This is a genomic window from Atopobium sp. oral taxon 199 str. F0494, from assembly GCF_000411555.1.
In the GTDB taxonomy this organism is placed as follows: Bacteria; Actinomycetota; Coriobacteriia; order Coriobacteriales; family Atopobiaceae; genus Lancefieldella.
This window is the reverse complement of record NZ_KE150487.1, coordinates 125,823-141,814: the sequence shown is the minus strand read 5'-3', so window position 1 is coordinate 141,814 and position 15,992 is coordinate 125,823. Positions and strand designations below refer to the sequence as shown.

Sequence of the window (15,992 nt, the reverse complement as noted above, 5' to 3'; positions counted from 1 at the left end):
GATTGGCAAAAACGCATGAATATCAAAAAAATTCTGTATATCATAGTCGGGTGCGTCAGCGTCGCGCTTGGCGCAGTAGGCGCCGTCCTGCCTTTTATTCCTTCGGTGCCTTTCTTACTTCTTGCGGCTTTTTGCTTTGCGAGAAGTTCCGAGAGACTCAATACATGGTTTGTCGGTACAAAGCTGTACCGGGATAATCTTGCTGATTATACGGCGGGTCGCGGTATGACCAAAAAGGCCAAGATTCGCATTATGAGTACGGTTACCTTGCTCATGAGCATCGGTTTGATACTCATGGGGCTCAAAGGCATCGTAATCGGCTGTGTCGTATTGTTGTGTGTTTGGGTGTTTCATCTCATCTATTTTGTCTTTATAGTCAAAACGATCCCCTCGTCATAGGGGGGCCTCGTAGTACAGGTGCGAAGGCGCATTAACGGAGCCTCAACAATGAGGGCGCAGCAATGGAGCCACACTAAAACATGAGCTCTTCGTAGGCAAGATGGTTCTTCTGCTCCATCCAGGAAAAAAATTGTCGGCAGGTGCGTACGGGAAGTGAACTAAGGATAAAGTCTCTCGTGTTTCTGGTGATGATGCATCGAGCTTTTAGGCTTAGCGCTGTCTGATAGAGCAAAGCATCTTCAAAATCGCTCCAAGTTGATTCAAGAGCTCTATCTGTCTCTTCTTCTCCCGGCGCGTAAATTCTAATTATGGTACGAAGGCCTATGAGAGCAGCCTTTGTTGCTTCTGTCTTGGAAGCCTCTCCGCCCTCGCTGAGAACATAATTGTGCCTTATAGGAACACGCCATCATTAGTCTTTTAATGAAAACAATACTCTGAACACTGACGTTTAAAATTTCTTTTCTTTTTAGTTTTCCTCAGTTAACTTATCTGATACGATACTACCGCTCAAAAACGGTAAGAATACGTGGCTCTGTTCAGGTCTTGCAGGCCTGCCTGCAATCGACACCAAAGAGTCAAGGTTAGGAGTGAATGTATGCACAAAATGCACGCACTGAAGAGGCTGCACACCTCACTTGCCATTGCGATGGCAGTTGTTGTCTGCTGCCTGTTCTTTTCGCCATTTGCCACAAAGGCTTTGGCGGACGGTTCGTTTGAAATCAGCGACTGGCTGTCCGGTTACGGGTCCAGCAGTCTCCAGTCAATTTACAGGAATAATAAGTCGGCAATGGACGCGGCGTCTACTTGGAAGTTCACTACGTCAAGAGTCACTGTCGGCGGCAGCTCGTCAACCGAGAAAGACTTTGTGTTCCCTACTACCGTTACTAACGTTACCAGCACGTATACCAGCAGCTATCTTGGCGATGGTACGCGCGTGCAGCCATACAGCAGCTATATCGCAAAAGGTACGCGTGTGGTATTTCCCGCCGGCTTTAACGGAACCGTATCGAACATGATTTTTGAGGGAGAGGTGACCGTTGAGGCAGGGGCAAACGTGACCTTTGATAATGTTACGTTCTACAAGGGCCTTGACAACAAAGGAACCTCCACCGTCAAGAATTCCACCGTTGTTCAGCTTGATCTGACTACCACCGATGACGGCGTTCTTAACATTGAAAACACGAGATTCCAAAATTCCGACAATTCCGCCGGAATTACTTTGCCCTCAAATAAGATTTCTCCCGCTAAGGCTGGTGCGGCTTATCATGAGACTGTTACCATTCCATGGGCAGTCTCTTCTAAGGGCTACGATACGTTTACGATGGACAATCTCCCGGACGGTTTGACACTGAGTCCGATGGAAAATGATGCCGCTGCACGCAAGAGTACGGCTACCATTTCCGGTACACCGACGACTGCTCAGAAGAATCGTGTGGTTCGTGCGACTATCAAAAACGGCTCCTCCTATGACTTTACGATTCCTATGATGATGGATGTCGAGAAGGGCACCGTTGCCGTTCCTACGGCTACACATTACGATTATGACGGGCAGGAGCACAGCGGCTATGACATTTCTGCTCATCTCAATGTGGCTATCAATGGAACCGTCGCCGCAACACATGCCGGTACGTATAACGTTGTAATGGATCTTATCGACCCCGTTAACTATACATGGGAAGATGGTACGACCAGCACTAAGACAGCCAGTTGGACCATTCGTAAGGCGCACCTGACCGCTGCGTATGACGGTGAGACCATTACAGAAGGAAAGACGCCTGAACTTAAGCTTAACGTTACCGGTTTCGTTAATGGTGAGACGCCTGAGACAGCATACAACTATACTGCTCCCACACTTACTGCTTCTGATGTAAGTGTCGGTGATCATGAGCTGACTCCGGTGGGAGGAGCTGCTGGCGACTACGATTTCACCTATGTTTCAGGAACGCTCAAGGTTACTAAAGCGGCGGTTCAGCCTGACAATCAGAACAACAACCAGGGAAACAATCAGAGTGGCGACCAGCAGCAAAACAAGACTAACGAAGGTAGCAAGTCGAGTAAGAAGGCAAAGTCAGGCAAGAAGAGCATTATTCCTGACATGTCTGATCCGGCTACTCTTTCGGCAGCGCTTGGTTTTGCAGCCGTTGCCTCCGGCACCATCGCTACCGGTGCTGTTCTGCGCAAGCGCTCATAGCAAATGCCCCTAGATGAGATGGATCTTAAACGCTCCTAGGTAATATTAAGCGAGTAATCGCTTTTCGACAGCGTACGAAGCAAGACGGGAATGTCGCGAGACATTCCCGTCTTGGTATAGGTAGGACTGAATCTGCGGCTTTGGATTGACAGCAAGTAAATGCACCGTTGTTATCTCATTTGGAGAAGTGGAAACGTTACATGCAACCTGCTTATGACTTTTGTCACTGCCGTGTACAATCATGCTTTTACGTACTATGTAAGACCGGCTCCTCTTGCTCTCAAGTGATGCTCAGCTTCGGTTATCAGAAAACTGTATGGCATTGGTAATCCGTACAGCAGAGAAGTCACCAACCTCACCCGCGTTTGCAGGTATTTCGGTCGTTTGCGCGCCGGTGTTCATTGATGCACGTAGTCCAACTGCCGTGTGAGGCCCCACTGCTTGTGCCTCATCGTCAAAGGGCAAGGCAAAGCCGGATGGTAGTGTTGTAGTCTCAGAAACAAGAAATTCGGTTCCTTCAAGCAATTCAAGCTCAATCTGCTGTCCTACCTCAAGGCTTTTTTCGCCAAGCGGTGAAATGCGTAAAGCATTTGATGTGAGTGCAGCCTCCGTTTCTCCTTTTTGAAAATTGCAATAATAAGCTTTGTATCCTGTATCGGTGCGGGTGACATTCCAGCGCTGTAACATAGCAATAGAAGGATGCGCACCGGCCGGTGTTGCTGTGGTAGCTGTTATTGTTTGCCGCTTGGACATGGGAATATCTAATATACGTTTGACAATAGCCTGCAGACACCAGGTAGTGCCATAGAATGCGGCAATCATAGGACCAGGAAGATCAATGACCGGTTTTCCGTCTGCGACGGCCATCATAAGAGGGCGTCCAGGTGCTGCAGCAATGTAGTGGTGTATGACCTGCCCGTATGTTTCAATCATGCGAACATTGAAATCTTCGCTTCCAACAGCGGAGCCTCCGTTGATAACCACAACATCGGCGATGTTTAATGCTTCGGTGAAGGCAGCTTCAAGTGCTGACGGATCATCGCGTACGATGGGGAAGGCTAAGGTTTCGGCACCGTATTGCTCAAGCATGTGCGTAACCATAATCGCATTTGATTCTATCATTTCTCCTCGTCGCGGACGCATGCCTGCCGTGACAAGTTCGCTGCCAGTGGGAATGAATGCCACCAGCGGCTTTTTTCTAACAGGAACAACGGAGATGCCTCCCATGCATAGGGCTGCTGCATCAGTGGGGCGTATGAGATGGCCGGCAGACAAGAGAGGCTGTCCGGTAGAAATAGTTGACCCTGCCGGATTTACATTTGAGCCAGGGAAGACCTGAATGTCTTTATCAAGTATGACCGAACCGTCTGATTGTATATGTGCTTGCTCGATCATGATGACCGCGTCATAGGTATCCGGAAAATCATCCCCTGTGTCGGCTCGTATATAGTTGACGTTCGGCTGCCAAGAGGTAGTGTCGGGTAGCCCATTTGTAAAATCCGACGAACGGACTGCGATTCCGTCGCAGGCTGAGGAGCGACATACGGGCAATGTGACAGACGAAAAAAGATTACGGGTCAGAACGCGTCCTATACAGTCATTGAGACTGACAAGTTCTTCCGCTCTTTTTGGTTCCCATTCCTGAAAGAAGTCTGTTAAAGCTTTCTCTCTTGTGGGAAACCCCGTCATAATCTTCTTGCCCATATGCACTCCTCAGATGTTTTGATAGTTCATTGTGCGTTACAGCCAAACCTTACCGTCAGTGCGCCACCCGATAAAGGCCCATATTACAGGAAGCGGATAGTCAAGCTCCCAGCCGTCAGCTATCTGGCTTTTAGGGTCGGTATTTTGCATGTGTCTGAAGTGCCTGGCGACAAAGGCGTCAAATAGTGTCTGCTCACGCACGTTGAATGGTTCGGGTCCTGCCATTTTGCGCAGCTCAGCGGCCCCGTCTGCCAATGTCAAAAAAATCATAGGACGGAGCGTAAGCATATAGGATACTACGGGGAGTCTTCCCATAGTAATAAGAAGAGTTACTAGTTCGGATACCTCGCCGGACTGTGGGATTTCACGTCCTAAATGCGTGAGCAGCTGGGGCTCTCGAGAGGGCAAAACGCTTGCGGAAACGGTGATTGCAGCCTTATGACGCGCTACGGCATCAAGTTTTTGAATGCGTTCGTGCTTATTCTTGAAGCCGAGGGAGCGTGATGCAATAGCAACATCAACGCTCTTCTCACCAAGGCCTGTTGACTGCCAGTCATCGTCCCAAGCCAGAAGATGCGAAGTGACAGGAAGATTCTCAGCAGCTGCGCGCTTATCGAGGATTTCGAGCATTTCTTTTGCGAAATCGCATGCGTGGACACTGTGTCCTTTCCTTCCAAAGGGGATGGCAAAAGTCCCGGTTGCGCAGCCCATATCAAGTATGGATTGACCTGGCTCAAGAGAAAGAAGCTCAGAAAAGCGCTGCTTGTAGGCTTCGTCTGATCCACATGAAAAAGTTGCCGCTCGTTTATTCCAATACTCTTGATCACCCAGTATGTTTTCCGACTGCATGTTATGCCAGCTTTGGATTAGGGGCCAAGATCGTGTCTACATCATCGTCAGTAATAGTGGCGTTGTAGAACAGCTTGAAGTACTCTTTCATGTCCGTTCGGACGTTTGCGGTGTAATAATCCGGATATACCAGGTTAGCAAACCACTGTATACCCATGATACGAGTCATATTGGGAGGACGGTCAAACCAGCCAAAGGGTATGATAGGCGTTTGATAGACGGCACCGTTTTTAACTGCATCAATATCTTGCCACGACGGGCTGGTTTTGATGAGCTCATAGTTGTCGGGTTTTGTACCGGAAACCAGAATCATTTGAGGATTCCATTTGATAACACTCTCCATGGAAACCTCAATCATGCCCTGGCCTTTGGCACCCATGAATCCATCTACAACGGCAACATTTTTAACATTGCAATAATCGATGACTTCCGTGTGCATACTGCCTGACGGATCGGTAGCAAGACCGCCCTTGCCTTCGGCATAATAGCAAGTAACAACCTTGTCACCAGGAACTTTGGCTACTGCATCCCCAACGGCCTTGAGCTTTTGCTCGGCGTATGCGGCAAGCTGTTCTCCGCGGTCGGAAACGCCGAGAATCTCTCCCAGAGTGCGATATTTCTCGGGGATTAGATTCAAATTGCCTTTAAAGACGTAGACGGGAATACCTGTGTCATTTTGAATCGTATCGGCAGCGTTAACGTATGTGGACGTATCTTCGTTTACAGTGCTTGTGCCATAGCAATAGAGGATCAAATCTGGCTTGGCATTGATAATTGCTTCTATGTTAGCTGTTTGTACCTGACCCATCCAACCTCCAAGAACGGGCAGATTATGGGTGCTTTCGGGCAGGTATTTCTTGGCGGCATCGGAGACTTCGTTGACCCAGCCAACAAGCTTTTCAGGAGTCAGAGCTACTACTGCGGCCTGTGCGGTTGGAATAGCGCAGTATACGCGCTCAACTGTTGCCGGAATGGTGACACTACGATCGGCATCATCAACGTAAGTGCGATCCTTTGGCGCTTCCTTGTTGGCTTCCTGCGTATCTGCCGTTGAAGTTTCGGATTTTTGGTTACAGCCGGCCATCGTTGTCAGCAGCAGTGATGAGCCGAATACTGTTGACAAGCCCATGAACGTTCTGCGCGAGAAACCCTTGTGCGAGAAACTCTTTCTCAACCTGCCTTCCTGCTCAATTCTTTCCTGATCAATCCTTTTCTCATCCATACAACTGTTCCTTTCATACCTTGTAGTGCCTAACCTTCTATAATTCCATCTGCCTGCAGGCTGATGAGATTATCGTGTTATAGAGCCTGCATATTCGGCAATCTTGCTTTTTGGGATGCCGCTGACAACGGGGATGCAGCTGTGCAGCAAACCTATGTCCAGATACGTGTGGTGAACGATTCTGACATCAACGGCATAGGCTCGCTGAAGTCTTTCTTCAGTAACCACTTCTTTAGCAGTTCCGACGGTAAAGCGATCGTGTTCTAAAAGTCCTACAGTACCAGGGCAGAGAAATGCGTGGTCAGGAAAGTGTGTGGTCATAATAACAACTAGCCCCTGTGCTGCCAGGCGATTTATTTGCTCGAGTACACGCACTTGGTTTCCAAAGTCAAGGTTGGCTGTCGGTTCATCCATGATAAGGATTTTAGGCTGTTGAGCGAGGGCACGTGCTACAAGTACCATCTGTCTTTCGCCGCTCGAGATTTCGGTGTAAATCTTATCAGAGAGATATGAGATGCCAAGTTCTTTAAGGGCCTCTTTGGCAATTTTAGTATCATTTTTGCTCGGTGATGCCACTGGGCTCAAGTGTGCGGTGCGTCCCATGGTGACGACGTCAATAACGGTAAAAGGGAATGGTGGCGTATGTACTTGGGGAACATATCCGATGGCTTGAGCTTTGCGTCTGTCTGACCAGGAAGTAATATCTTCTCCGTCTATAGTGATGGATCCCGCCATTAGAGGAAGAAAGCCCAGCATAGTTTTGAACAGGGTGGTCTTACCTACGCCGTTAGGTCCAAGCAGACAAAAGACTTGACCTGACGTGGCGTTGAGCGAGATGTCATGAAGGATACGAATTTTTCCATATCCACAGTCCATATGAGTGCCGGCAAATATCATGTCCAAGTCTTCTTTCCTTTGGTTAGCAAATACAAAAAGAAAGGCGCTCCAATCGTAGCGGTGAGGATACCTAAAGGAACCTCTACGGAAAAAAAGATGCGTGAGACGTTATCCACGACGAGCAGAAATAATCCACCAATCAAAATTGAGATAGGCATGAGAACCTTGTAATTCGGCCCTACAATGAAACGGGCAAGATGCGGGATGACCAAGCCGACCCATCCGACCATGCCGGCTGCGGCAACAGAAGCTGATGTAACGAGCGTTGCACAGACAACATATATAAGGCGTATCAGTTTTGTATTGACCCCTAAAGCCCGAGCCTCTTCTTCGCCGAATGAAAGAACATTAAGTCTATAACGAAAAAGAAGGATGGGCACGAGTCCCAAAAAGATAGGAAGCAATAATAGAGGTAAATTGTTTGTATGGATACCAGTTAGGCCTCCTAGGAGCCAATACGTTATTGATGGTAGTTTTGTATCAGGATCTGCCACATATTTTATGATGGAAATGAATGCCGAAAACATGCTGCTTACAATCATGCCAGTGAGCACAAGGGACAAAATAATATTTTGTCCTCGGCTTACTGCGTTGCTGACAGAATATGAAAGTCCGACAGCTATCAAACCCCAGGCAAACGCGGAAAGCTGTACACCGATATCACTGGCTCCAAGCAGTAGCGCTATTGCCGCTCCAAAAGCAGCTCCTGATGATGCGCCCAGTAAGTCGGGGGAGACCATGGGATTTCGAAAAAGTCCCTGATAAGAAGCGCCTGCAGCGGCAAGCGCTGATCCAATGAAAGTGGCTGCAATAACGCGAGGAAAGCGCACGGACAGAATGACCGTTTCATGTACGTTTGCAAAACCTTCAAGCTTTATACCAAGAAAGTGATGAATCAATGCGCTTACAATTTCTTGTGGACTCATCTGGTATTGTCCAAGCGTCATAGATAAGATCATGACGGTAAGAAGGGCGATTGTGAGCAAGATGGTGAGCGAGGCGATAAAACCGCGTTTAGTGCATCCTATTGGCAATGACGTATCGGTTTTTTCAGGAACCTTTGCTATATGTGGTACATAGTTGTTTGTTGTAGCTGTTTCTTTATCTGTTTCCTTCACGTAAGAACCATCCTTTAAGCGATGTGATACGTCGTTCAATGTGGATAAAATGCCAATTTATATCTTTTCTTGGCGGACACGGACGACTACTGCTAAAACAATGTCGTGTGCACTGAAGCGGTTGTGAAACGAGTAATCTTTTATAGTATATGGGAGATTGTGAACTTTGTCTTTACTTGTGAAGCTCTCATGTATTTCTTCTCGCGAGTGCTTATAGGTGAGTACCTTATAGATGGCGCTTAGTGGTATACATAAGGCAAGCATCCAAAGCTGAAAGAAGGCTTTCACTGGCTGTGAGCGGTCCGTTTCAGGTTGCTGTAAGCGGCTGCAGACTGCTGATTGCGGATGGCTGACAGAGTGCGAGTGTTTGTTGTTCTCAGAGAATTAGGAGATACGATGCTTGATATTCGCCGTGTTCTGGCAAGCGCACCAAAAAAGCATACGGAAGAAACGCTCAACGCTCTTATGACCGTATGGGGAGAAGCACTTAACCCATCGGAGGTGCTTTCCGAACATCCGCGTCCGCGCATGAAGCGCGACAATATTGTGGTGCTGAACGGCGTGTGGAACTATGTGATGGTGCCGTTCAGCGGAGCGTCTGATGTTGAAGGGCTGGCGCAGGAAACGATTCCTTCGCGTTGGGATGGGGAGATTGTGGTGCCCTTCTCGCCTGAAGCGCCTCTTTCGGGCGTTGGTCGCACCCTGCATCCTGATGAGCTTCTTTGGTATAAGCGTGTGGTGGAGTTTCCAAAATTGGCGCCTGAACAGCGGCTCATTCTTCATTTTGAGGCTGTTGACTGGAGATGCGCCTGCTTTGTCAATGAACGGCTTGCTGGAACGCATACGGGAGGCTACTTGCCATTTTCGTATGACATTACCGATCTTCTCGATACGCGAGAAAGAGCTGAGATTGCTGTCTGCGTCTATGATCCTAGCGATACTGGCACGCAACTGCGCGGCAAACAAATGCTTTCGCGCGGTGATATTTGGTATACGGCACAGAGCGGTATCTGGCAAAGCGTCTGGTGCGAGACGGTGCCGGCGGCTCATCTTGAAGAGCTGACCTTACAAGGAGACATGAACGGCTATATTGATCTGCATGCGAGAAGTTCCGTCCATCTTGAAAACAGTGCGCTATCAAACAGCAGGCTATTCGACAACGCCACGCTGGAGTTGACGCTTTTTGACGCCGACGGGAGAAATGTCCTAGAGACAACACTTCCAATAGAAAAGAATGGAGAGATTTGCGCAAGGCTGCACATAGACGAGCCGCGTCTGTGGTCACATGAGGCCCCCTATATCTACGAGGCTCTTGTCGCGCTGCATGTTGGCAGCGCTGTGGATATTGTCCGAAGCTATTGCGCGTTTCGTACGGTCAAAGTAGAGGCTGATGCCAATGGAGTCTCGCGGATTCACCTGAACGGCAAACCGTTCTTTATAAAAGGCGTGCTCGATCAAGGGTACTGGCCTGACGGACTCATGACGGCTCCGTCCGACGTCGCGCTTCTCTACGACATACAGGCTATGCGTGCGGCTGGCTTCAATACCTTGCGTAAGCACATCAAGATTGAATGTGAGCGTTGGTACTACCATTGCGACCGGCTTGGGATGCTGGTATGGCAGGATTGCGTTTCTGGGGGAAATTCGTACAGCTCCTGGCATACGAGTCAAAAACCGACGCTGTTTAGTTTTACCTGGGCGCGTTTTCAAGACAGGACGAAACGTCATCAAGAAGCGCTGTCTGCCGCCGATGCTAACTATCAGCAAGAATGGACTGCGGCCTGCCATGCGATGGTCAGACTTCTTGACGGGCATCCTTCGGTTGCAGTCTGGACGCTCTTCAATGAAGGCTGGGGGCAATTTGATGCGAAAACAGCGGTCGAATCCGTTCGTGCGCTCGATGCGACACGACCCATTGATGCTGTAAGCGGCTGGTATGATCAGGGCTGCGGTGACGTTCTCAGCATTCATAATTACTTTCGGCCGCTTGGCGCGGGCTGGCGGGGTAGGCATACGTCAAACGCGGGTCATGGCCAAAAACCCGGCGATGGTCGCGCTGTTGTGATTTCCGAATTTGGCGGGCTTGCGCAGATGGTCGCCGGACACTCCTCGCTCAACCATGCGTACGGTTACGGTAATTTTGCTACCGCTGATGAGTGGAAAGCGGCGGTTCAGCAAGAGCTTGCAAAAGCGGAATCTTTGCAGGGAGAAGGACTTGCCGGATATATCTATACGCAGCTTTCTGATGTTGAAGAGGAAGTCAACGGTCTTCTGACTTACGACCGAAAGATCAATAAACTCAGCTGCTAGATTTCAGAAAGTTGAGCCTCCGGTTGTGGGGTGTACACAACCAGAGGCTCGGGTTACCAATCACAACACAATCACAACAGCGCGCAGTTTGACAAGCGTGTGCTTGAGCGAACGTGCGCTTTAACAAACGTGTACTTTAATGAGCGTGCGTCTTAACGAACGCGGTTCTCTATTTCCGATAACTAAAATTCAGCGGCTACGCCTCCAATGCCGCACGGCCATAAGCGTCAGCAGCCAGCAGGGCATTTGCAACTTTTTCGGGCGTGACTTCAAAAGGCATATTGTGGAGCGTATCGTTTTCGGCGCAGGCGAGCGTAGCTACTTCGAGGACACGCTCATAGGTGACGTCTGTTACGCCAAGCTGCTTGAAAGTAATGGGCAGGCCGACTTCAACGCAGAAGTCGAGCACATCGTAGAGCTCCTCGGCATTTTCAAGGACCAGCTGTGTCAGGGTGCCAAAAGCAACTTTTTCGCCATGGTACATAGCGTGTGTTTCGCTCATAGCGGTCAGGCCGTTATGAATGGCATGAGCGCCCGCAAGACCTGCTGATTCAAAACCAAGGCCAGAAAGCAGCGTGTTTGCTTCGATGATTTTCTCGACAGCTTCCGTACAAGCGCCGGCTTCAAGTGCGAGCTTGGCTTTGATGCCTTCGTCCATGAGGGTTTCATAGCAAAGCGTTGCCAATGCCATCGCGGCGCTTGTCACTTTGCCGCCAGCGCAGGTGCCCGCGTCGGAACGCTGACAGGCGCGAGCCTCAAAAAAGGTGGCAAGCGCGTCGCCCATGCCGGAGACGGTCAGGCGCACGGGGCTCTTGGCAATCACCTCAGTGTCCATGAGCACGAGGTTGGGATTTTGTTTAAAGAATTGATATTCCTTGAACTGTCCCTCTTCGGTGTAAATGACTGAAAGCGCTGAGCAAGGAGCGTCTGTCGCGGCAATGGTCGGAACGATAACCACAGGAAGATCCTTTGCTGCGGCGACGGCTTTTGCGGTATCGAAAATTTTGCCGCCGCCAACGCCGACTACGATATCAGCGCCGCAAGACTTAAGGACCTCAATCAGACGGTCAATTTCAACTTGCGAGCATTCTCCGTTGAAATTGTCGTAATGAAGTTCCACTCCAGCGTCTTCAAAGCTCTTGGCGATAACGTTGCCGGAACGTTTAAGTCCGCCGGAAGTAATGATTACCAAAGCGGTTGTTCCGTAGGCTTTGGTGTAGGTTCCCAGCTTAGTAAGTTCCCCGGGTCCCTGAACATACTTGCTCGGACTGATAAAAATGCGTGCCATCGATACACTCCTTCCAACACGAGGTATCCCTCATGTTTCTCTCCGCTGAGACACCCCTTATGTCTCAAAACTCACTGCAATGATAGTTCTTCTGGACCCGTGGTCTGCGAGACGTTTTTTCTATTCTTCTTTTCTCTGCTCGCCTGTTTCTTCATGCGATAATAGGGCGAGAAATCCGTCCGCCCGTTTGACGTCCGTGGCTCTGTATGGGCTTCTCGCCACCAGCGCCTATGCTTGGACCGTGGGGCATTGACCGAAGGAACTATGCTATGGCAGAGTTTGTGTACCAGATGTACCAGGCACGTAAAGCAGTTGGAGACAAGGTCATCCTCGATGACGTTACCGTAGGCGTATATCCCGGTGCCAAGATTGGCGTTGTCGGTCCTAATGGCATGGGTAAGTCTACGCTGCTCAAAGTTATCGCGGGGCTTGAAACGGTCTCCAATGGAGAGGCTCGGCTTACCCCGGGCTTTACGGTGGGGCTTCTTCAGCAGGAGCCGCCGCTTGACGAAGATAAGACCGTCAAGGAAAACATCGAGCAGGCGTTTGGAGACCTTCTCGCCAAAATCGCCCGCTTTAACGCTATCGGTGAAGAAATGGCTGATCCTGATGCAGATTTCGATGCGCTAATGGCTGAGATGGGGAAGCTGCAGACAGAGATTGACGCTGCTAACGGTTGGGATCTGGACAGCCGGCTGTCGCAGGCGATGGACGCGCTACAGTGTCCGGATCCGGACGCTCCGGTGACGCATCTTTCCGGCGGGGAACGCCGTCGTGTGGCGCTGTGTCGTCTACTGCTTGAGGCTCCTGACCTGTTGCTTTTAGATGAGCCGACGAACCATTTGGATGCGGAGTCTGTGCTGTGGCTTGAAAAGTTCCTGCATGATTATCCTGGCGCCGTTATGGCGGTTACGCACGACCGTTACTTCCTCGATGATGTTGCGGAGTGGATCTGTGAGGTTGACCGGGGACAGCTCTATCCATATGAGGGTAACTATTCAACGTACCTGGAGCATAAAGCCGCGCGGCTTGAGGCTCAAAACCAGCAAGATGCCAAACGCGCCAAAAAGATGCGCTCTGAGTTGGATTGGATTCGCTCATCTCCGAAGGCTCGCCAAACCAAGAGCCGCGCTCGCCTTGATCGGTATGAGCAGATGGAAGCAGAAGCCCGCGCGTCAAAGAAACTTGATTTTACTGAGATTCAGATTCCCGTCGGTCCACGTCTTGGCCAAAAAGTTTTGGAGGCCAGCCACGTGCATAAGGCTTTCGGCGAGCGTATGCTTATCGACGATCTCTCGTTCAGTCTGCCGCGTAACGGCATTGTTGGCGTGATTGGCCCCAACGGCGTAGGCAAATCAACGTTGTTTAAGATGATCGTTAAAGAGGAATCCGTAGATTCAGGCGCGCTTGAAATGGGGGAGTCTGTCAAACTCTCCTACGTTGACCAGCTGCGTTCCGGCATTGATCCCAATAAGACTCTCTGGGAAGTGGTTTCCGATGGCAACGATTTCGTCAAGATAGGAACTACTGAAATTCCCAGCCGCGCGTATGTGGCAAGTTTTGGCTTCAAAGGTTCCGATCAGCAAAAACGTGCTGGCGTGCTTTCGGGTGGCGAGAGGAACCGTCTTAACCTTGCTCTTACGCTGAAGCAGGGAGGAAACTTGCTGTTGCTCGATGAGCCTACGAATGACCTTGATATCGAAACGTTGGAAAGCCTGGAGGCCGCTCTTGAGCGTTTCCCGGGCTGCTCGGTGGTTACCAGCCATGACCGTTGGTTTTTGGATCGCGTTGCCACGCATATCTTGGCGTGGGAGGGAGACGACGAAAATCCGGGCCGCTGGCATTGGTTTGAGGGTAACTTTGAGTCCTATCAAGCTGATCGCGAGAAGCGCCTGGGTCCCGAGGCATCCCGCCCGCATCGCCTTCGCCGCAAACTTACGCGCGATTAGGTGTGTGCCGAGCTGTCTAAATCAGTGCGGCGCGGGTACCGTATACAACGAATGGCGAGCCGAATACAAGCACTTCTCGCCAGAACAACTACCTTTGAAAGGGGCGTATGATGGCACTTGACGCTAAAGTTGGAGAGATTCTTAACAAGCAAATCAACAAGGAGTTTTACTCTGCCTATCTCTATCTGACCTTTGCTGATTTCTTTGAGGACAAAGGACTCAAGGGGTTTGCGAATTGGTATGTCATCCAGTCTCAGGAAGAGGTGGCGCACGCTCGTATCCTGCGCCGCTATCTGCTTGACAACGACTGGATGCCCAAGATGGAGGCGATTGCTCAGCCGGATCTTACCTTTACGGAAATCATTGAACCGCTTAAGGCCGCTCTTGAGCATGAGCAGTACATCACGGCAAGCATTAACGAGTGCTATGCCGTTGCGCAGAGCGTTAACGATTACCGCACGATGAAACTGCTCGATTGGTACGTTGAAGAGCAGGGTGAAGAGGAGGCAAACGCGTCCGACCAAATCAAGGCCGTCGAGCTTTTTGGCGGCGATGCCAAGAACCTCTTTGATCTTGACCGTGAAAATGCCGCTCGCGTCTACACCGCACCTACGATGGCAATGTAGAGTCTTCTTGCTAGGATAATGGAGAGGCCGTCTTTTATGGCAATGTGACAGGTAGCATTGTTTCAGAGTACTGCGAAGCCCTTCTCGTCTTATTGGCGAGAGGGGCTTGTTGTGCAAACGGAAAAAGCCTTAGTCGCTTGCAGTCGTGTCATCAGATAGTCTTGACGTCAGCTCCCTGAACACATGATACACGCGCTCAAGATCGGCGACAGGAACGTATTCGTTGGGTTTGTGGGCTCGTTCGAGCTCACCCGGTCCGTATGACAGACAGTCAGTGTTTTTGCATGTAGACGCTATAACAGCCGTATCTGTGTAGCCCGTGAAGACAGCAAGCCCCGCCGGTGTTCCACATGCCTGAGCGCAGGAACGCACTGCGGCGAGAAGCTCTGACTCAGCGGGAAGTACTACGGGTGGTCGGTTACCGGTGATGTCGTAGTGGGCATGTACGCCGGGCACCTGTTCCTCCGCGCTCGACAACGCGGCTTGAACTATCTCTTCGGCGATTCTAGTGTTCGCGGGCGGCACCAGGCGCATATCAATCCAGAGCTCTGCCTTGTCGGGAACAACATAGGGTTGATATCCTCCCTTGACCTGTCCAAACGTAACCGTTGAGCGGCCCAGTTCAGGATGGTTGGGCAGCGCCTGTATGCCCGTGCGAATCTCGTCGATTACTACGGCCAGAGCCGCAATGGCATCAGCGCCTTCCCACGGTGTGCTGGCATGTGCGGTGATGCCATCGACTGTGATTTTGAACCAGGTGCGTCCCTTGTGCGAGCCGCGGATGCAGTTGTTGGTGGGCTCGGCATCAAGCACCCAGCCCTTCTCGCCAAGCCAGCCGGCATCGATGGCATGTTCAACACCGCGCATATCGGCCTCTTCGTCAACGGTAAAGATGACGGAGAGAGATTTTTTAGGAAGCGAGCCTGTGCGAGCGGCGGCTTGGCACGCGTCGCGGAAGGCGAGAAGCGCACAGGCGAGGCCGCCTTTCATGTCGCATGAGCCGCGACCGTAGAGGAGACCGCTTTTGTAAACGGGCGTGAACGCGGGCGTTTCAGGATCCCAGCTGTCCCCGTCGGTCACGGTGTCCATATGGCAAATGAACGTGAGGTAGGAAGGGGAAAGAGACTCACTATCAGAAGCTACGCTGCAGGCGGCAGGGGAGGTTTTGTCACCGGCAGGCCGGCTATCGGTATCGCCATCGGCACAGGTGGCAGGGAGTATCGCGCGCAGACAGGTGCGGCCGGGAAGGGCTTCAAGTTCTTGTATCAGAGGAAAAGAATGTCCTGCAAGCTTGAACGAGCAGTGTTTAATAATCCACTGCTTAATGAAGCCTTCGATAGCCGCCTCATAGGTACCGGGATCAGTGCTTTCGATGGCTATCAACTGAGCGGTAAGTCGTGCCGTTTCAGGTAAATTTTCAGGTAATCGCCCCAATATAT

General features: G+C 50.6%; 13 protein-coding genes. 5 read left to right on the top strand and 8 right to left on the bottom strand.

From position 1 onward, the window contains the following. The first annotated feature begins 15 nt into the window (after positions 1 to 15). A complete protein-coding gene (locus tag HMPREF1527_RS06645) occupies positions 16 to 399 on the top strand; it encodes a YbaN family protein (RefSeq protein ID WP_016477926.1) in 384 nt (127 codons plus the stop codon). 73 nt (positions 400 to 472) lie between these two features. Here HMPREF1527_RS06645 and HMPREF1527_RS08040 read toward each other — a convergent pair whose 3' ends face one another. Beyond that, complete coding sequence (locus tag HMPREF1527_RS08040) at positions 473 to 706, bottom strand: PIN domain-containing protein (RefSeq protein WP_369745456.1); 234 nt, start codon at positions 704 to 706, stop codon at positions 473 to 475. A gap of 288 nt (positions 707 to 994) precedes the next feature. On the opposite strand from HMPREF1527_RS08040, the gene HMPREF1527_RS06640 reads away from it, so the two are divergent. Further along, complete coding sequence (locus HMPREF1527_RS06640) at positions 995 to 2,590, top strand: MBG domain-containing protein (RefSeq protein WP_016477925.1); 1,596 nt, start codon at positions 995 to 997, stop codon at positions 2,588 to 2,590. A 291-nt stretch (positions 2,591 to 2,881) separates the two neighbouring features. On the opposite strand, the gene HMPREF1527_RS06635 is transcribed toward HMPREF1527_RS06640, so the two are convergent. The 5 genes from HMPREF1527_RS06635 to HMPREF1527_RS06615 all read right to left on the bottom strand — a co-directional run bounded on the left by HMPREF1527_RS06635 (position 2,882) and on the right by HMPREF1527_RS06615 (position 8,419). Continuing rightward, complete coding sequence (locus HMPREF1527_RS06635; protein WP_016477924.1) at positions 2,882 to 4,294, bottom strand: molybdopterin molybdotransferase MoeA; 1,413 nt, start codon at positions 4,292 to 4,294, stop codon at positions 2,882 to 2,884. Between the two features lie 36 nt (positions 4,295 to 4,330). Continuing rightward, complete coding sequence (locus tag HMPREF1527_RS06630; protein ID WP_016477923.1) at positions 4,331 to 5,143, bottom strand: class I SAM-dependent methyltransferase; 813 nt, start codon at positions 5,141 to 5,143, stop codon at positions 4,331 to 4,333. Position 5,144: 1 nt separating this feature from the next. Beyond that, positions 5,145 to 6,365 carry an ABC transporter substrate-binding protein gene (locus tag HMPREF1527_RS06625; protein WP_016477922.1) on the bottom strand — a complete coding sequence of 407 codons (1,221 nt, stop codon included), beginning with the start codon at positions 6,363 to 6,365 and terminating at the stop codon, positions 5,145 to 5,147. 69 nt (positions 6,366 to 6,434) lie between these two features. Then, on the bottom strand, positions 6,435 to 7,262 hold the full coding sequence (locus HMPREF1527_RS06620; RefSeq protein ID WP_016477921.1) for an ABC transporter ATP-binding protein: 828 nt from the start codon (positions 7,260 to 7,262) through the stop codon (positions 6,435 to 6,437). Continuing rightward, positions 7,259 to 8,419 (bottom strand): iron ABC transporter permease, encoded by a 1,161-nt coding sequence (locus HMPREF1527_RS06615; RefSeq protein ID WP_198009258.1) that lies wholly within the window; start codon positions 8,417 to 8,419, stop codon positions 7,259 to 7,261. Before HMPREF1527_RS06615 ends, HMPREF1527_RS06620 begins: the two co-directional genes overlap by 4 nt. Before the next feature lie 357 nt (positions 8,420 to 8,776). On the opposite strand from HMPREF1527_RS06615, the gene HMPREF1527_RS06610 reads away from it, so the two are divergent. Next, the gene (locus HMPREF1527_RS06610; RefSeq protein WP_016477919.1) at positions 8,777 to 10,690 is read left to right on the top strand and encodes a glycoside hydrolase family 2 protein; all 1,914 of its coding nucleotides are present in this window, start codon (positions 8,777 to 8,779) and stop codon (positions 10,688 to 10,690) included. A gap of 196 nt (positions 10,691 to 10,886) precedes the next feature. Here the strand turns inward: HMPREF1527_RS06610 and HMPREF1527_RS06605 are convergent, their stop codons facing one another. Continuing rightward, positions 10,887 to 11,978, bottom strand: a complete 1,092-nt coding sequence (locus HMPREF1527_RS06605) for a glycerol dehydrogenase (protein ID WP_016477918.1) — start codon at positions 11,976 to 11,978, stop codon at positions 10,887 to 10,889. Positions 11,979 to 12,247: 269 nt separating this feature from the next. On the opposite strand from HMPREF1527_RS06605, the gene ettA reads away from it, so the two are divergent. Then, entirely contained in the window at positions 12,248 to 13,927 is a 1,680-nt protein-coding gene (gene ettA, locus HMPREF1527_RS06600) for an energy-dependent translational throttle protein EttA (RefSeq protein ID WP_016477917.1), read from the top strand. A gap of 110 nt (positions 13,928 to 14,037) precedes the next feature. Then, a complete protein-coding gene (locus HMPREF1527_RS06595; RefSeq protein ID WP_035434176.1) occupies positions 14,038 to 14,553 on the top strand; it encodes a ferritin in 516 nt (171 codons plus the stop codon). Positions 14,554 to 14,682: 129 nt separating this feature from the next. On the opposite strand, the gene HMPREF1527_RS06590 is transcribed toward HMPREF1527_RS06595, so the two are convergent. Beyond that, on the bottom strand, positions 14,683 to 15,987 hold the full coding sequence (locus HMPREF1527_RS06590; protein WP_232209545.1) for a M20 family metallopeptidase: 1,305 nt from the start codon (positions 15,985 to 15,987) through the stop codon (positions 14,683 to 14,685). Positions 15,988 to 15,992 lie beyond the last annotated feature (5 nt).